We start from the raw sequence: 17,415 nt of genomic DNA on the forward strand, positions 1-17,415 counted from the left end.
AGGCCGAGAACTTCGCCCTGGATCTGCTCAACGAGGCAAGGAAGGCGAAGCATCTTCGTGCGTCTCGCGAATGGCTTGAGAAGCAAGGTACAGATAGCGGTTTCTAGCGGTCTTTCATCAGAAGATTATAGACGAATCCCGTTGAATCTGCTAGTGTTTTCTAGTTGGGTACAGTGCTGCGACCGAGGCCCCAAGGATTCTCGCAGCCGCGCTGGCAGAGTGACGGTCGTGATGGCCGGCTAGATGCCGGAGGGACGCGAAACCGGTCAGTAGGTAGAGGTCGCGGGTTCGAGCCCCGCAGGTGGCGCTAGAGATAGACGTGACCTTAGCTCAGTCGGACAGAGCGCTGCCAAATACCGGCCCAGAGTTTCCCGCGAGAGCGGGTATGAGTTGCGGGGTAGGAAGGGCTGCGCAGCGGCCTGACAGTCGGGACCGGTCCGGCGCTCGCCCCGCAAGCAGTTCAGGACGGCCCTTGGGGCTAACGTCAAATAAGCGCGGATCGCGGTGGTTGGCCTAGTGCACCGCCCGCCCGTCCTGATCATATGGCCCGCTCCGGTGAAAAGCCGGGGCGGGCTTTTTGCGTTCTGGTTGGGTTGTTATTTAGTGCGCGCTTTGTGCCACAAATTGCGCCCCAAATGGTGCCACAGACCCGAAAAATTATGTAATAAAAACAGCTTAGCTAGGTAGAAGTGGTGCGGATGATAGGAGTCGAACCTACACGCCTCTCGGCACTGGAACCTAAATCCAGGGCGTCTACCAGTTCCGCCACATCCGCATGCGACCGCCAATCACATGCCGCCATCATTCTGTCAATCTCGGAGCCGAAATGACCCGGGCCGGGAGAAACCGCGAAGATAGTTGAAAATTGGCTTCGCCTGTGACAAAAGGCCTGTCAAATAGGATGGGACGCAAAGGACCGTCTCTGAAAGATACGATAAGAAGTCGGAAAAACAATAACTTATCGGATTTTCGGAAGATGGCGGAGCCAAACGGGCCGCGATGGCGGGCCAGGATGACGATTTGCGAACTTGAAGCCACCCCCGGCAAACGAATTCCGGCAGGCTGAACGGCAGGACGCCGTTCAAGCCGCGCCATACGTAAAACAAAGGTTTGATGATGCAGGTCACCGAAACGCTCAACTCCGGCCTCAAGCGCGAGATCAAGGTCTCGGTTCCTGCCGGCGATATGGAAGCCCGTCTCGAGAAGCGGCTTTCGGCTGCCAAGGACAAGGTCCGCATCAACGGCTTCCGTCCGGGCAAGGTGCCGATGCAGCACATCCGCAAGATGTACGGCAAGTCCTTCATGGCCGAAGTGGTCAACGAGATCCTGACCGACTCGACGCGCACGATCATCGCCGAGCGCGGCGAAAAGGCTGCGATGCAGCCCGACGTCGTGATGACCGAGGACGAGAAGGAAGCCGAGAAGATCCTGGCCGGCGGCGTCGATTTCGAGTTCTCGCTGAGCTATGAAGTCATTCCCGCGATCGAGATCAAGGACTTCACCGACATCAAGGTGTCACGCCCGGTCTACGACGTTCCGGAAAGCGAGATCGACGAGCAGGTCAACCGCGTTGCCGAATCGGCGCGCTCCTACGAGCCGAAGACCGGCAAGGCCGCCGAAGGCGACCGCGTCACCATCGACTATGTCGGCAAGATCGACGGCGTTGCCTTTGACGGCGGCACGGGCGGCGACCAGCCGCTGGTGCTCGGCTCGAAGGAGTTCATTCCCGGCTTCGAGGACCAGTTGATCGGCGCCAAGGCAGGCGACGAGAAGCTCGTCACCGTGACTTTCCCGGAGAACTACCAGGCCGCGCATCTGGCCGGCAAGGAAGCCACCTTCGACGTCACCGTCAAGGAAGTCGCTGCCCCCGGCAAGCTGGAAGTCAACGACGAGACCGCCAAGAACCTCGGCCTCGAGTCGCTCGAGAAGCTGCGTGACATTGTTCGCGGCCAGATCGAGAACCAGTTCGGCGCCATGACGCGCCAGAAGGTCAAGCGCCAGCTGCTCGACCAGCTCGACGGTGCCTACCAGTTCGAGGCGCCTTCCAAGCTCGTCGAAGCCGAATTCGGCAACATCTGGAGCCAGGTGACCCGCGATCTCGAGATCGCCGGCCGCACCTTTGCCGACGAAGAGACGACGGAAGAAGAAGCCCGTGCCGAGTACCAGCGCCTTGCCGAGCGCCGCGTGCGCCTCGGTCTGGTCCTCGCCGAGATCGGCGAGAAGTCCGGCGTGACGGTTTCCGACGAAGAGTTGCAGCGCGGTCTGTTCGACACCGTTCGCCGCTACCCGGCCAGCCAGCAGCAGGAAGTGTTCGATTTCTACCGCAACAACCCGTCGGCGCTGGTCAACCTGCGCGCGCCGCTGTTCGAGGAGAAGGTCGTCGATCACCTGCTGTCGCAGATCTCCGTCACCGACAAGAAGGTGACCAAGGAAGAGCTGCTCGCCGACGACGAGGACGAGGCTTCGGCAAAGCCGGCCAAGAAGGCTTCGGCCAAGAAGGCAGACAAGGCCGATAAGGCCGAGGGCGAAGAGCCTAAGAAGAAGGCCGCTCCGAAGAAGAAGGCCAAGGAAGCCGACGCCGAATAGGGCGACGCTCCTGAGTGAAACAGGAAAGGCCGCTGGAGCAATCCGGCGGCCTTTTTTGATTCTGTCTTCGTCGAAAGCTGTTCCGGCCAATGCCTGCTGCGCACGTCTAGATCAGCAGCAGCCCCTTCATGCTGGCAAAGCCCTTCTTGCCGATAATGATGTGGTCGTGCACGGCGATGCCGAGCGGCCTGGCGATGTCGATGATGGTCTTGGTCATGTCGATGTCGGCGCGTGAAGGTGTCGGGTCGCCGGACGGGTGGTTGTGCACGAGGATGACAGCAGTGGCCGACAGCTCAAGCGCGCGCTTGATGACCTCGCGGGGATAAACCGGCGTATGGTCGACGGTGCCCGTTTGTTGCACCTCGTCGGCGATCAGCACGTTTTTCTTGTCGAGGAACAGGATGCGGAACTGCTCGCGCTCTTCGAACGCCATCGCTGCCCGGCAATAGTCGAGCACCTGGTTCCACGACGACAACACCTCGCGGCCGCTGATTTCGCCGCGCGCCATGCGCGTGGCCGAGGCGGCGATGATCTTGAGGTCGAGAGCCACTGCCGGCCCGACGCCCTTGACCTCCTGCAGCAGGTTGACTGGTGCGCCCAGCATTTCGGCGAGTGTGCCGAAGCGGGCGAGCAGGGCTTTGGCGACAGGCTTGGTGTCGGCGCGCGGGATCAGCCTGAACAGCAAGAGTTCGAGCAGTTCATAGTCGGCGAGGGCGTCGCCGCCGCTTGCCGAGAAACGCGCGCGCAGACGCTCGCGATGGCCGAGATAGTGGGGTTTCTCCGGCTCAGTGTCGCGCTTGGGCTGCGGCAGCGACCGCTCGCCAAAGAAACCGCGCTCGTCGTGATCGTCGCTCGCCATGCCCAGTATGTCGCCCCCGCCGGCGCGATCGCCTGTGCGTTCGAACGAACGCAGCTAGGACGCTCTCCCCAAGTTGACACATCGTGCTTGTGCGGGCCGATGCGCTTGCCGGCGAGGTGATCTTATGCGGGCAGGCCCGGTCGGTCGAGCCCTTTGGGCGAGAGTGTGAAAATCTCGCAGCCTGTGGCCGTAACGCCGACCGTATGCTCGTACTGGGCCGAAAGCGAGCGGTCGCGGGTGACCGCCGTCCAGCCGTCCGACAACACCTTCACATGCGGCCGGCCGAGATTGATCATCGGCTCGATGGTGAAGATCATGCCCTGGCGCATCTCGACGCCTTCATTGGCATTGCCGTAGTGCAGGATGTTCGGTGCGTCGTGGAACAACGCGCCGACGCCATGGCCGCAGAAATCGCGCACCACCGAGCAGCGCTCAGCTTCGGCATAGGTCTGGATGGCAGCACCGATCGCGCCGGTACGGACACCTGGACGGACAGCCGCGATGCCGCGCATCAGGCATTCGTGGGTGACTTCGAGCAGCCGCTCGGCGGCGCGCTTGATGGTGCCGACCGGGTACATCCGGCTCGAATCGCCGTGCCAGCCGTCGAGGATGTAGGTGACGTCGATGTTGACGACGTCGCCGTCCTTGAGCGGTTTGTTGTCGGGGATGCCGTGGCAGACGACATGATTGATCGAGGTGCAAGACGACTTGGTGTAGCCGCGATAGTTCAGCGTCGCCGGGAGCGCGCCGTGATCCATGCCGTATTCGAAGACGAAACGGTCGATGGCGTCGGTTGTAACCCCTGGAGCAACGCGGTCGACCAGCTCATCGAGGCAGCTGGCGGTGAGCTGGCACGCCTTGCGCATGCCTTCAAAAGCCTCGGCGCCGTAAAGGCGGATCTGGCCGGTGTTCCTGAGGGGCGCCGTGGCGGCGTCGAGATAGCTGACCATTGACCTCTACCGGGTAACCTTTTGGGTGCTCGCAGCACCTGCGAGACGAGCCGCAGATTTGGCACCGGATGCGTCCGGTTTCAACCCGCAATGCCCGATCAGGCATGATATCGGCTGTTTCAGAGGCGAATTTAGGCGGCTCAGCCCGGCGTGGCGGTGTTGGCGGCGTGGCCGAGCGTCTGTTTCGGGCGAGGGGCGGCAGGATCCGCCGGTCGCAGCAGGTCGCCATGCAACCAACCCTTGCGTCCCGAGGCCGACACAAGCGTCCATTTGCCGTCACGGGCGAACACCCTGACACTCTCGCCCTGCTTGAGACTTGACGTGACGGGGGCGGAAACGCTTGGGCGCTGGCGCAGATAGACCGTGGTGCTGGTATAGAGCACGTTGAGCGCGGCAGCGCCGGTGCTCGTCGATTTCGGCGCCGGCTCCTTTGCTGTCGATTTCGGCCGCGGCAATGGCGGGCGTGTGATCGAGGCCGTCTCGATGTCGGCGGCAGGCTTGCGTGGCGTCCTTTCTCTGGCCGCAGGCGCCGTGGCTGCCGCCTTCTTAGTTGGAACCTCTGCCTTGGGCTTCGGCGCGGCAGCCAGCTTGCGCAGTTCGACATCCACCTTGGGGCGCGCCACGTCAGCTTGTGGCCGTGGCGCGACATTGACCTTCGGCCTGGTGACGGTGACGTCCTTGCGCTCGGTGGTTTCCGCCCTGGACTTGTTGGCTGCCCTGGCCGGGCGATCGTCGAAGCGCGCCTTGCTGGGCAAGTCCTGTGTCATCGCCCAGCCGCCGGCAGCAAGTGCGCCGAGCACCAACCATCTCAACTTGGGAAGGGCGAATCCAGACATGCGCTGAGTCTGGACTTCAGAGCTTAAAACCGCGTTGACGCTGGTCTATCGGCGCGGCGCAGCGTTGGCGGCTCAGGCCTTCTTCACAAACTCGGTTTTCAGCACCAGCCCCTTGACCTGCTTGGTGTTGCATTCGATCTCGCCGTGATTGCCGTTCAAGCGAATGTTCTTGACGAGCGTGCCGCGCTTGATCGTCTCGGAGGTCCCCTTGACCTTAAGGTCCTTGATCAGCGTAACGGAATCGCCTTCATTCAGCTGAGTGCCGTTGCTGTCTTTGACGATGATCTCGGACATGTCTTTTCCTTCCGCTGCAGCTCGATATGTCCGTCTGCAGTAGGTCGTCAAAGCGGTGACGTAAAGGGGGCACGCCTGTTATGGACCAGGCGCGGGAGCTTCAGCCGGTTCGCAAGGCGGCTGACCTTTGAAGTCGCGCGCCATGCAGCCGTATTTGTCGAATGTCTGGCCGCCGGTCCTCGCCGCTTTCGCCATGCCGCAGGCCGACAGGGTCAGGCAGGCGAGCAGGGCGACCGTTATTCTTGTGGCATGCATCGCGCTTCTTCCGGTTTGGCGGTCAGGTGAATCGCAGGTCGCGGCTGGACGGCGTCAAGATATGGCAAAGCCTTTGCCGTCGCCACATGCGCGACTTGCAGTTGAACTGTAAGTGATTGGAGGCACCTGACAGGATGCGCCTCAGCGCCGGAGATGAGCCGCCTTTACCTTCGACAGTTGGGGTACGCGCTGTGCTCTCCCGGTCAATCGAACTGCAGATTCTCCTTGAGCAGCACTTCGATGCGGATGCGCTCCTGGGAGGCGAGAGGTTCGCGGTGGTCGGAACGGGCGCGCAGGATGCGCAGCGCGCTGCGGACGGCGTGGCCGGGGTCCTGGGCGATGACGGCGTCGATGCGTTCGTCCATCAGCGCCTGCTCGCTGAACGGGGTTCGCTCATGGGCGACGACGGTGAGCGCGCGGGCGCCTTGCGTGTTCCACACCGCCGTCAGCGGGATGCGGGCCTCGGAGCTCAGGACATAGACGGCGACCGTGTCGGGGTTGTGCTCCAAGGTGCGCCGGATGATCAGTTCGGCGCGCTTTTCGTCGCCATAAGTCTCCAGCGACGGCAGGCTTTCGAGATGCGGGAACTGGGCGTTGATGATGCTGTCGAAGCCGAGGCGGCGCTGGATGCTGTCGAGGGCCATCATGGTTTCGGCAACGACCATGATCTTGCCCGGACGTTCGCAGAGGAAACGGCCGGTGATCTTGCCGGCGGTGGCGCCAGCGGCAAAATTGTCGACGCCGACATAGTCGGCGCTCTCAAGTCGCTCCTGGCCCGACAGGAACTGCACCACCCGAACACCGCGCTCGACCAGCCGCAGCATCGCGTCGCGCACTTGCGGTGACTCGGGCGCCATGACGGCAACGCCGTCGACCGTGTCGTGGTCAATGGCCGTGAGGTATTTGGCGACATGGTGTGGGTCGCTCATGGCGATCTGCACGGCTTCCACGTCGGTCGAATCGGCGCGGAGTGCCTCCGTCGCTTCGCCGGCGCGGGCGATGAGTTCGGCAAGATACTGGTCACCTGACGTCGGCAGGACGAAGCGGAAGCGGTATGTCTTGTTGCGGGCCAACGCCACGGCGGCGGGGTTGCGCATGAAGCCGATGCGCTCGATCGCCTCGGCCACGCTCCTCGCCGCCTTTGGGCTGACATTCGGTCGCTCATTGAGGACGCGGTCGACGGTCGCGAGGCTGACGCCCGCGGCTTCTGCCAGGTCTCTCGCGGTTGGCCGCATCCTCGACTCTCTTCCCGATCATGTCGTCTTCGGGCGATTTCTCCAACAAAACCAGATGAAAATCAAGTTTTGAGGTGCGTGCCTCAAAATTTGCTTGCATTGAGGTGCGCACCTCAATTAAGACTCTCATGGTGGTCGCCGGGAGGACTGAGCGAGCCACGCAGGCGGCGCGGAGGAGACTGGCCCGCCAGGAAGATCGTTTCCGCGTCAGGTGCCCCAAGCGGGCGTTTTCACCTTCCGATGGAGGTCGGAAGGATGGGAGGGAGGTCCCAGCCATGACAATTCGCCATGTGAGATCATTGGCCGCTTTCGGCGCCGTTTTGGCTGCCGGCGTGGCGGGAACAAGCCAGGCCAGCGCAAAGGACCTGACGCTGTGCTGGGCCGCCTGGGACCCGGCCAACGCGCTGGTCGAGCTGAGCAAGGATTTCGAGGCCAAGAGCGGCGTCAAGATGAAGTTCGAGTTCGTGCCGTGGCCGAACTTCGCTGACCGCATGCTCAACGAGCTGAACTCGGGCGGCAAGCTCTGCGACCTGATGATCGGCGACAGCCAGTGGATCGGTGGCGCGGCAGAGAACGGCCAATATGTGAAGCTCAACGATTTCTTCGACAAGGAAGGAATCAAGATGGACGACTTCATTCCGGCGACCGTCGTCGGTTATGCCGAATGGCCGAAGAATTCGCCGAACTACTGGGCGCTGCCGGCCTTCGGCGATGTCATCGGCTGGAGCTATCGCAAGGACTGGTTCGCGCGGCCCGAGCTGCAGACCGAGTTCAAGAAGAAATACGGCCGTGACCTCGCCGTGCCAAAAACCTTCGCCGAGCTCAAGGACATCGCCGAGTTCTTCCAGAAGCGCGAGATCGACGGCAAGACTGTCTATGGTGCTGCGATCTACACCGAGCGCGGGTCCGAAGGCATCACCATGGGCGCGATGGACGTGCTCTACAGCTTCGGCTTCCAGTACGAGAACCCCGACAAGCCTTACGAGCTCGATGGGTTCGTCAATTCGGCCAAGGCGGTGCAGGGGCTGGAATTCTACAAGCAGCTCTATGATTGCTGTACGCCTCCCGGCCATTCCGACGCCTACATGTCCGAGGACATTGACGCCTACAAGTCGGGCCAGGTGGCGCTGCACATGAACTTCGCCTTCACCTGGCCCGGCATCAATGCCGATGCCAATGTCGGTGGCGACAAGTCGGGCTATTTCCCGAACCCGGCGGGTCCGGACGGGGTGGCCTTCGCCCAGCTCGGCGGCCAGGGCATCTCGGTGGTCTCGGCTTCGGAGAAGAAGGACGACGCGCTCGCCTACATCAAGTGGTTCGCCCAGCCCGAGGTCCAGCAGAAATGGTGGCAGATGGGCGGCTATTCGGCACTGCGCAAGGTCGTCGAGGATCCGGGCTTCGCCACCAGCCAGCCCTATGCCCAGACCTTCCTCGACTCGATGGCCATCGTGAAGGATTTCTGGGCGGAGCCGGCCTACGCCTCGCTGCTGCAGGCGACGCAGAAGCGCTTCCACGATTATGTCGTTGCCGGCCAGGGCTCCGCCCAGGATGCGCTCGACGGTCTCGCCAAGGACTGGACGCAGATCTTCGACGACGAAGGCAAGTACTGATCGCTGTAAAGCCCTGTCCCGCATCCTCCCAGCGGGCCATGCTACGGTGCGGGGCCGGCGCTTGCCGGCTCCGTCGCCGCACAGTTGATAATCAGGGGAATATCAATGCTGCATTCACCGGTGGATCGCGTCGCCGAAGCGACGCCGCACGCCATTGCCAAGCGTTTCCGGGGTCTGTCTGACCGTTCGCTCGCCTGGCTCTTCGTTGCTCCCTCAATCGTGCTCCTGCTCGCGGTCAACATCTTTCCGCTGATCTGGACGATCCGGCTGAGCTTCACCAATTTCCGCGTCAATCGACCCAATGCCGAGGTCGAGTTCGTCGGCCTGAAGAACTACATCAGCATCCTGTCCGACAAGGACATCTGGCTGACCATGCAGGCAACGGCCCACTTCCTGATCTGGACGCTGGTGCTGCAGGTGCTGATCGGCTTCTCGCTCGCCTATCTGATCAACAAGAAGTTCCGCGGCAATGATCTCTGGACGACGATCATCGTGCTGCCGATGATGCTGAGCCCGGCGGTCGTCGGAAATTTCTGGACCTTCCTCTACCAGCCGCAGATCGGCCTGTTCAATTATGCCATAGGCTTCCTGACGGGTGCCGATCCCTCCAGCTTCTCGATGATCGGCGACGTGGCGCTGGCGCCCTGGGCGATCGTCATCGTCGACACCTGGATGTGGACGCCCTTCGTCATGCTGATCTGCCTGGCGGGGCTGCGTTCCATTCCCGACAGCATCTATGAAGCCGCCGAATGCGACCGCGCCAGCAAATGGCGGCAGTTCTGGACCATCACCATCCCGCTGGTGCTGCCGTTCCTGATGCTCGCCGTTCTGTTCCGCGGCATCGAGAATTTCAAGATGTTCGACCTCGTCGTCCAGCTCACCGGCGGCGGTCCGGGTTCGATCACCGAGCTCACCTCGATCAACCTCAAGCGCGAAGCCTTCGAGAAGTGGCGCACCGGTTATGCCTCGGCCTATGCCGTCATCCTTTTCGTGACCGTCTTCGGTCTGGCTTCGATCTACGTCAAAGCCCTGAACAAGGTGAAAGAGCGATGAGCAGCTATTCCATCACCGAGCCGTCGCGCCGGCAGAAGTGGTTCGCCGGGGTACTTGTCGTCCTTTATGCGCTGATCACCATCTTGCCGCTGGTCTGGATCATCGGTACCAGCTTCAAGACCCCGTCGGATGCCATCGCCTATCCGCCCAAAACCTTCTTCACGCCGACGGTTGAAGGCTATGTCAATGTCTTCACCACCCGCACCCGGTTGACCGAGGAACAGTTGCAGGCGGTCGGCGAGCCCCAGACCTGGTACGACAGGCTTGTGCGCAAGGACGGGCTGGTCATCTCGGGACCGTCGCGCTTTGCCGAACGCTTCACCAATTCCGTCATCATCGGCTTCGGCTCGACCGTGCTCTGCATCGTGCTGGGGACAGCAGCCGCCTACGCCTTTTCGCGCTTCAAGGTGCCGCTGAAGGACGACCTTTTGTTCTTCATCCTGTCGACGCGGATGATGCCGCCGATCGCGGTCGCCATCCCGATCTTCCTGATGTTCCGCTCTCTCGGGCTGAGCGACACCCATGCCGGCATGATCCTGCTCTACACGGCGGTCAACCTGTCGCTGTCGGTCTGGCTGCTCAAGGGTTTCATCGACGAGATCCCGGTCGAATATGAGGAGGCGGCGCTGATCGACGGCTACACGCGCTTCCAGGCTTTCTACAAGGTCGTGCTGCCGCAGGCGGCGACCGGCATCGCCTCGACCGCGATCTTCTGCCTGATCTTCGCCTGGAACGAATACGCCTTTGCCGTGCTGCTGACCTCGGGCAATGCCCAGACCGCGCCGCCCTTCATTCCGACCATCATCGGCGTCAGCGGCCAGGATTGGCCGGCGGTCGCCGCGGGCGCGACGCTGTTCCTCGTGCCGGTCATGGTCTTCACCATTCTCCTGCGCAAGCACCTGTTGCGCGGCATCACCTTCGGAGCGGTACGCAAATGACCAGGTTCCTCGACGGATTGCTTCATTTCCGGCGCGGCGCCTGGGAGATGCTGGCCTCGGTGCTGATTGCCGCCGGCGTCGTCATGCTCATGCAGCCATTCGCCCTGGTCCTCTATTCCTGGTCCTTCCTCGTAACCCTGCTGGGCACAGTGATGTTCATCATCGTCAGCCATTTCCCGGAGTAGGCCCGTGGCACAGATCAGAATCCAGAATGTGCGCAAGGAGTTCGGCGCCTTCACCGCCGTGCGCTCATCGACCTTCACCATCGAGGACGGCGAGTTCTTCATGCTGCTCGGCCCCTCCGGCTGCGGCAAGACGACGACGCTCAGGATGATGGCGGGCCTCGAGCTGCCGACCTCGGGCGAGATCTTCATCGATGGCGAAGAGGTCGGCATGAAGCCGGCCAGCAAGCGCGACATCGCGTTCGTCTTCCAGATGTTCGCGCTCTACCCGCACATGAACGTGCGCAAGAACATCTCCTATCCGCTGGTCAGCCAGGGCATGAAGCGCGAGGAAGTGAAGACGCGTGTTCAGGAGGTCGCCCGCATCCTCAAGATCGAGAACATCCTCGATCGGCCGGTCGGCGGGCTGTCGGGCGGCGACCGTCAGCGAGTGGCGCTTGGCCGGGCTATCGTGAGGCAGCCAAAAGCCTTTTTCATGGATGAGCCGCTCGGCGCGCTCGATGCCGAATTTCGCGAGCACATGGCTGAGGAGCTGCGCGCGCTGCACGACCGCATGGGCGCAACGACGGTCTATGTCACGCATGACCAGCTGGAGGCCATGCAGATGGGCGACAAGATCGTCGTCATGAACCATGGCGTCGTCGAGCAGTTCGGCAAGCCGCAGCAGATCTACGACTGGCCGGCGACCAAGTTCGTCGCCCAGTTCATCGGCTCGCCATCCATGAACTTCCTCGATTTCGAAGGCATGATCGGCATTGGCGGCAAGTCGGTCGATCTCGGCGAGGCGAAGATCGAAGTGCCGGCCGCGCGGGAGGGGCGGGCCGGCAAGCTGACGCTCGGCGTTCGGCCCGAGCATGTCAGGTTCGCCACCGAGTCGGCATACAGGGGGCGAGTCACAGCGGTCGAATATCTAGGCACCACCCAGATCGTGACGCTGCGATCGAGCCACGGCGACCTCAAGGCGCGTATTCCCTCGGACCGGCCGGTCCGCGAGGGCGAGCTGGTCGGCCTCGCCTTCGACGCAAGGACGTTGTCACTGTTCGACGCCGAAACCGGCAAGGCGCTGCGATCGGACGCCAATGACGGAGTGCTGGGACATGGCTGAAGTGGTCCTTGAAAACGTGACCAAGAGCTTCGGTGGCACGGTCGCGCTCGACAATGTGTCACTGACCATCCCCGACGGCTCCTTCGTCGTGCTGCTCGGCCCGACGGGCGCCGGCAAGACGACGACTTTGCGCATGGTTTCGGGGCTCGATGTGCCCGACAGCGGCGAGGTCCATATCGGCGGACGCCTGATGAAGGGGCTGTCGCCGGCGGAGCGCAACGTGGCGATGGTGTTCCAGCAATATTCGCTCTATCCGCATCTGACGGTGCGGCAGAACCTTGAGTTTCCGCTGAAATCACCGCTGCTCAACACGCCACGCGATCTCATCGACCGGACCGTGAGGGAGGTCGCCGAGGTTCTGCAGATCGGCCACAAGCTCGACAACAAGGCGACCGCATTGTCGGGCGGCGAGATGCAGCGCGTCTCCATAGGCCGTGCGCTGGTGCGCAATCCGCAGATCTTCCTGATGGACGAGCCGCTGAGTTCGCTCGACGCCAAGCTGCGCGCCGACCTGCGCATCGAACTGAAGCGCATCCAGGCCAAGCTGGGGGCGACGCTGCTCTATGTCACCCACGACCAGATCGAGGCGATGACGATGGCGACCCATGTCGGCGTGCTGAACGAAGGCAAACTTGTGCAGTTCGGCTCGCCGCGCGAGGTCTATGAGCAGCCGGTCAGTGTCTATGCCGCAACCCGGCTCGGCCAGCCGCGCATCAACGTCCTGCCGGCCGACATCTTTGCCGGAGCGCCGTCGGGGGCGAAAAGCATTGGCCTGCGCCCCGAGCACATCGTTCAGGGCGAGGGCGAGGAGGTATTGGTCAAGCGCGTCGAGCATCTCGGCGACCAGACGCGGCTGCATCTCAACCTGAAGCGGCACGACCTCGTCACCGTCACCGATGCCCACACGCCGCTCAAGGGCGGCGAAACAATCCGGATCCAGCCGTCGCGGCCGCTCTACTTCGATGCGGCGGGCATGCGTTTAGCTTGAGGAGCAAGATTTCATGGCGCAATTCATAAACAGGCGCGAAGACGTCGTCACCGAGGCCATCGATGGGGTGCTGGCGCTGTCGGGCGGCGCGCTGACCCGCCTCGATGGCTATCCGCATATCCGCGTCGTGCTGCGCAGCGACTGGGACAGGTCCAAGGTGGCGATCGTCTCCGGCGGCGGCTCCGGCCATGAGCCGGCCCATGTCGGCTTCGTCGGCAAGGGCATGCTGACGGCCGCGGTCTGCGGCGACGTCTTTGCCTCGCCCAGCGTCGACGCCGTGCTCGCCGGCATCCTGGCGGTAACCGGTCCGGCTGGGTGCCTTTTGATCGTCAAGAACTACACCGGCGACAGGCTGAATTTCGGCCTCGCTGCCGAGCGCGCACGGGCCTTCGGCCTCAACGTTTCGATGGTCATCGTCGGCGACGACATCGCCTTGCCTGACCTGCCGCAGGCGCGCGGCGTCGCCGGCACGCTGTTCGTGCACAAGATTGCCGGTGCGCTCGCCGAACGTGGCGCTGACCTGGAGACGGTGACGGCGGCGGCGAAACATGTGATTGCGGGCACCCGCTCGATCGGCATGTCGCTCGACACCTGCAGCGTTCCTGGCTCGCCCAAGGAGGATCGCATTCCGCTCGGCAAGGCCGAACTCGGCCTCGGCATCCACGGCGAGGCCGGCGTTGAGCAGATCGACTTCGCCGGCGCGCGCGCCTCCGTCGCCACAATGGTCGAGCGGCTGGCGGCACTTATGGGCGAGGGACCACATGTCGTGCTCGTCAACAATCTCGGCGGTACCTCGGTGCTCGAAATGTCGGTGCTGGCGCATGACCTGCTGCAGTCGTCCATCGGTGACAGGATCACTCATGCCATCGGGCCGTCGCCGCTGATGACTTCGCTCGACATGCAGGGTATTTCCATTTCGGTATTTCCCGCCGACGCGACGGAACTGGAACTGCTGAAGGCGCCCGTCGCGATCCCGGCATGGCCCGGCGTCTCGCAGGTCAGGTCGCTCGTGGTCGCGCCCATGCCCGACGGGCTGACGCCGATCACGCCGATGCCGTCCAACCACGCGGGCACGCGCGCCTTCCTGGTCAATTGCTGCAACGTGCTGATCGCGGCCGAGCAGGACCTCAACGCGCTCGATGCCAAGTCGGGCGACGGTGACACAGGGTCGACGCTGGCCGGGGCCGCCCGCGCCCTGATCAGCGCCATCGACCGGCTGCCTTTGTCCGACCACACACAGCTTCTGCGCGCTATCGGCCAGGAACTGAGCCAGACCATGGGCGGCTCATCTGGCGTGCTGCTCGCCATCTTCTTCGCCGCAGCCGGCGACGGCGCCTCCAGCGGCCTGCCGATGCGTGAGGCGCTGCGGGCCGGGCTGGCGCGCATGCAGGAGATCGGCGGCGCGAAGATCGGCGATCGCACAATGGTCGACGCCCTGGCACCCGCCCTCGACGCCCTTGGCGACAGCCTGTCCGCCGCTGCCACGGCCGCCCGCAAGGGTGCCAACTACACTGCCACACTCACCCGCGCCAAAGCCGGTCGCGCCGCCTACATCAACGCCAGGCAGCTCGAGGGCCACATCGATCCCGGCGCGGAGGCTGTGGCACGGCTGTTTGAACATCTGGCAACCTAAAGAGCGTTGGCTGGTTTGGTGGGTTGGCGCGGAGAGGTGTCTGCGCTTGCCGATCAGGCCATCCAGGATTTGACTCATTGATGGGGCGGCATAGAGTCTGAATGAACGTCGTGTCGCCCTGTCCTTCAGCCGAACTTTTGGCCAGACACAGCGCGTCAGAGGGGAAGGGTTGGTGGACGGGCGAAACCAGGACACGTATCCAGCCTTTGCGGAAGACTTCCGCGGGGGCATCCTTGCCGCGCAGCGACAGCTGCGAAACCGCCTCCTCGATCGCAGCACCATTCGCTATCGCCATGCGCGCGACCTGGCCGCGCATATGCTGCTTCGTCTCGACGATTTGCCGGGGTGCTGGTCGGTCGCCACCAATTGGCTGCGGGCCGAGCTCGGATGCCAGCGGGTCGATACCGGTTTCGGGATGCGTGAGGCGAAGGACTATTTCCCGGGTTTTGCGGAAGCAAAGGACGCGAGCTTTGACGTTCCTTCGTTCGGATGCGGCAAGGCTGTCGACAACCGCGACGTCGCCATGCAGGCGATGTGGCTGGACCCTCGTCCGCTGATCTTTGCCGACATCAAGCAGGACCGCCGCGTCACCATGCGGCTGCGGCAAAGGATGTCCGGGGCGCGGACGAAATCGAAACTCGCCTGGGCGCTTCGCACCGAGCGCGGTGGCTACGGCCTGATCTGTGCCGACTGGACCGAACACCTGGTGCCCTGGGAATCCGGTCTCTACGATTGCTTCGAGCAGACCGTGACGGATGTCCTGAGCCCGATCATCGCCGTATCCAAGCAGATTGCCGACCAAGGCTCTCGTGGTGAGGTTGGAAAACCACAGGGATCCCTGGCCGCATATGCGGGCGTTTCGGACACTGCCTCACTTGCGACACTGACGGCGTCCGAACTGGAGATTGCACGGCTGGTTGCGAAGGGGATGAGCTACAAGGAGATCGCGCGGGTTCGCGACCGCTCACTTTCCACGATCGACCATCAGCTCAGGAGCATCCGGCAGAAGACCGGTGCCTCCAGTACATCGGCTTTGGTCAGCCTGCTTGCCCGGTCTGACTTGTCCTAGCCGGGAGCACTGCCGCACGCGCGGTCATCCGTTCTCGCCATTCTTACGCCGGCCATCGTAAAGTAAGCATTATCAATATGATATGCCGATGAACTGAAGTTTCGGCGAACTCTGGTCGGCATCGCGAATGTTCGCGATAGATGGCCACCAAGCATTCTTCGTAAGCTCCTTCGACGCTGAAGCCCCCAGACAGATGGCTTGGCCGAGGGAGGAGACGAGATGAGCAAACGATTGCTTGTGGCAACGGCGCTGGTGGCATGGCTGCCGACGCTCAGTGCGGCCGAGGGGCTGGCCAAGCCCGTACTTGGTTATGAGGCGGCTGGACGGATGATCGCAGCCTGCTTCGCGGCACAGGCAGCCGCAGGACACGCCCAGGTCAATGTCGTCGTGGTCGACGATGGCGGACGGCTCATTGCCGCCGCGCGACAGGACGGGGCCTGCAAGGCCTGCACCGACATCGCGGAGAACAAGGCAACCACATCCGCGCTCTACGCCGCTCCGACCCGGGCCATGGCTGACCTGTCCTTTGGCGTGAAGCGCGATGGCGTGGGCGCGGGATTGCCGGGTGCGGCTTTTGTCCCGGGCCTTGTCGCCTTTGCCGGCGGTCTGCCCGTCAAGTCAGCCTCTGGTGACGTCACTGGCGGGATCGGTGTCAGCGGCGCCAGCGAAGACCAGGACGAAAGCTGCGCGCAGGTGGGCCTCGACGCTGTCGCGAAAAGCCTCGACTGAGGGCCTCACGATGATCGACAATCCGTATTACGGTCGTGAAACGCAGGGCGAGTTCAAGCTCTACGATCTCGGAAACCTGGTCCTTGAAGATGGTGAAACGCTGCGTGGCGCAAAACTCGCCTATCGCACCTTCGGTCGCCTCAACGCCGAGAAGTCCAACGCCATCCTGGTGACAACCTGGTTCTCCGGGACGGGCAAGGTGATGGCGGATGTCTATGTCGGCCGCGATCACGCGCTGAACCCCGACGAGTACTTCATCATTGTCGTCGACCAGATCGGCAGCGGGGTGTCGTCGTCGCCGCAGAACTCGCCGGCACCGCAATCCATGGCCAAGTTTCCGAAGCTGCGCATTGGGGACGATGTCAGGGCCCAACACAGGTTCGTGACAGAGCATTTCGGCATCGAACGGCTGGCACTGGTCGTCGGCGGGTCGATGGGCGGGCAGCAGGTCTATGAGTGGGCTGTGCGCTATCCCGACATGGTCGTGCGCGCAGCACCGATCGCGGCAACTGCCCGCATCTCGCATCACCAGGCCATCTTCGTCGATGTTTGCGCCGACGCGCTGATGTCCGATCCCGGCTGGAATGGCGGCTGGTACAATAGCGGCCATGACGTGCGCGACGGTATGGACCGCCTGGCGAGGATCGTGGCAACCCTGGGGTGGTCGCCGCAGTTCTACCAGGAGGAACGCTGGCGGAACGTGCTCGGCATGTCGTCGCCCGACGACTTCATCAACGGGGTGATGAAAGCCTACTTCGAACCCATGGATCCCAACGTGCTGCTCTGCGAAATGTGGAAGTGGCAGCGGGCCGATGTTTCCCGCCACACGGGCGGAGACCTCCCGACGGCACTGAAACGGATCACCGCCAAAACCTATGTCATGCCGATCAGTCACGACATGTTTTTCCCGCCGCACGAATGCGAAGCGGACTGTGCCTTGATCGAGCGTGCGGAACTGAAGCTCATCCACACCCCGGAAGGCCATATGGGCCTCAACGGATTTGAACCCGGCTACATCAGCCAGGTGGATGAGCATTTGAGGGCTCTTCTCAACAACTGAGACCAACAACAGGGACGCAACTCTTGGTCGGCG

Annotated in this window: 16 protein-coding genes and 1 tRNA gene; 11 read left to right on the forward strand and 6 right to left on the reverse strand. The window is 62.9% G+C overall.

The window, feature by feature from the left end; all coding sequences use genetic code 11:
* Nucleotides 1–690: 690 nt before the first annotated feature.
* Nucleotides 691–775, reverse strand: a tRNA-Leu gene (locus tag H5P29_RS17810).
* A 341-nt stretch (nt 776–1,116) separates the two neighbouring features.
* Between H5P29_RS17810 and tig the strand changes: the two genes are divergently transcribed.
* A complete protein-coding gene (gene tig, locus H5P29_RS17815) occupies nt 1,117–2,586 on the forward strand; it encodes a trigger factor (protein WP_154384251.1) in 1,470 nt (489 codons plus the stop codon).
* A gap of 106 nt (nt 2,587–2,692) precedes the next feature.
* Here tig and radC read toward each other — a convergent pair whose 3' ends face one another.
* The 5 genes from radC to H5P29_RS17840 all read right to left on the reverse strand — a co-directional run bounded on the left by radC (nt 2,693) and on the right by H5P29_RS17840 (nt 7,015).
* Nucleotides 2,693–3,445, reverse strand: a complete 753-nt coding sequence (gene radC / locus H5P29_RS17820; RefSeq protein WP_182574079.1) for a DNA repair protein RadC — start codon at nt 3,443–3,445, stop codon at nt 2,693–2,695.
* 122 nt (nt 3,446–3,567) lie between these two features.
* Complete coding sequence (gene map, locus H5P29_RS17825; RefSeq protein ID WP_067961656.1) at nt 3,568–4,395, reverse strand: type I methionyl aminopeptidase; 828 nt, start codon at nt 4,393–4,395, stop codon at nt 3,568–3,570.
* 140 nt (nt 4,396–4,535) lie between these two features.
* The gene (locus tag H5P29_RS17830; RefSeq protein WP_154384131.1) at nt 4,536–5,231 is read right to left on the reverse strand and encodes an SH3 domain-containing protein; all 696 of its coding nucleotides are present in this window, start codon (nt 5,229–5,231) and stop codon (nt 4,536–4,538) included.
* A gap of 72 nt (nt 5,232–5,303) precedes the next feature.
* Nucleotides 5,304–5,525 (reverse strand): alkylphosphonate utilization protein, encoded by a 222-nt coding sequence (locus H5P29_RS17835; protein WP_067961661.1) that lies wholly within the window; start codon nt 5,523–5,525, stop codon nt 5,304–5,306.
* A 458-nt stretch (nt 5,526–5,983) separates the two neighbouring features.
* Nucleotides 5,984–7,015 (reverse strand): LacI family DNA-binding transcriptional regulator, encoded by a 1,032-nt coding sequence (locus H5P29_RS17840; RefSeq protein ID WP_154384132.1) that lies wholly within the window; start codon nt 7,013–7,015, stop codon nt 5,984–5,986.
* Between the two features lie 275 nt (nt 7,016–7,290).
* Between H5P29_RS17840 and H5P29_RS17845 the strand changes: the two genes are divergently transcribed.
* The 10 genes from H5P29_RS17845 (at nt 7,291) to H5P29_RS17890 (ending at nt 17,382) form a co-directional block, all read left to right on the forward strand.
* Complete coding sequence (locus H5P29_RS17845; RefSeq protein ID WP_154384133.1) at nt 7,291–8,625, forward strand: ABC transporter substrate-binding protein; 1,335 nt, start codon at nt 7,291–7,293, stop codon at nt 8,623–8,625.
* A gap of 105 nt (nt 8,626–8,730) precedes the next feature.
* Nucleotides 8,731–9,678 (forward strand): carbohydrate ABC transporter permease, encoded by a 948-nt coding sequence (locus H5P29_RS17850; protein WP_067961667.1) that lies wholly within the window; start codon nt 8,731–8,733, stop codon nt 9,676–9,678.
* The gene (locus H5P29_RS17855; protein ID WP_067961669.1) at nt 9,675–10,616 is read left to right on the forward strand and encodes a carbohydrate ABC transporter permease; all 942 of its coding nucleotides are present in this window, start codon (nt 9,675–9,677) and stop codon (nt 10,614–10,616) included. The genes H5P29_RS17850 and H5P29_RS17855 overlap by 4 nt, the downstream gene beginning before the upstream one ends.
* Nucleotides 10,613–10,801 (forward strand): hypothetical protein, encoded by a 189-nt coding sequence (locus tag H5P29_RS17860; RefSeq protein ID WP_067961671.1) that lies wholly within the window; start codon nt 10,613–10,615, stop codon nt 10,799–10,801. Before H5P29_RS17855 ends, H5P29_RS17860 begins: the two co-directional genes overlap by 4 nt.
* 4 nt (nt 10,802–10,805) lie before the next feature.
* Nucleotides 10,806–11,903, forward strand: coding sequence for an ABC transporter ATP-binding protein (locus H5P29_RS17865; RefSeq protein ID WP_182574075.1), 1,098 nt, complete (start codon nt 10,806–10,808; stop codon nt 11,901–11,903).
* On the forward strand, nt 11,896–12,891 hold the full coding sequence (locus H5P29_RS17870; RefSeq protein ID WP_154384134.1) for an ABC transporter ATP-binding protein: 996 nt from the start codon (nt 11,896–11,898) through the stop codon (nt 12,889–12,891). Before H5P29_RS17865 ends, H5P29_RS17870 begins: the two co-directional genes overlap by 8 nt.
* Before the next feature lie 13 nt (nt 12,892–12,904).
* Entirely contained in the window at nt 12,905–14,524 is a 1,620-nt protein-coding gene (locus tag H5P29_RS17875; RefSeq protein ID WP_154384135.1) for a dihydroxyacetone kinase subunit DhaK, read from the forward strand.
* 172 nt (nt 14,525–14,696) lie between these two features.
* Nucleotides 14,697–15,593 (forward strand): helix-turn-helix transcriptional regulator, encoded by an 897-nt coding sequence (locus tag H5P29_RS17880; protein ID WP_154384136.1) that lies wholly within the window; start codon nt 14,697–14,699, stop codon nt 15,591–15,593.
* Between the two features lie 219 nt (nt 15,594–15,812).
* On the forward strand, nt 15,813–16,322 hold the full coding sequence (locus tag H5P29_RS17885) for a heme-binding protein (RefSeq protein ID WP_210252497.1): 510 nt from the start codon (nt 15,813–15,815) through the stop codon (nt 16,320–16,322).
* Between the two features lie 10 nt (nt 16,323–16,332).
* The gene (locus tag H5P29_RS17890) at nt 16,333–17,382 is read left to right on the forward strand and encodes an alpha/beta fold hydrolase (protein ID WP_154384137.1); all 1,050 of its coding nucleotides are present in this window, start codon (nt 16,333–16,335) and stop codon (nt 17,380–17,382) included.
* Nucleotides 17,383–17,415: the final 33 nt, after the last annotated feature.

The sequence above is a fragment of the Aminobacter sp. MDW-2 genome (assembly GCF_014250155.1).
Lineage (GTDB): Bacteria > Pseudomonadota > Alphaproteobacteria > Rhizobiales > Rhizobiaceae > Aminobacter > Aminobacter ciceronei.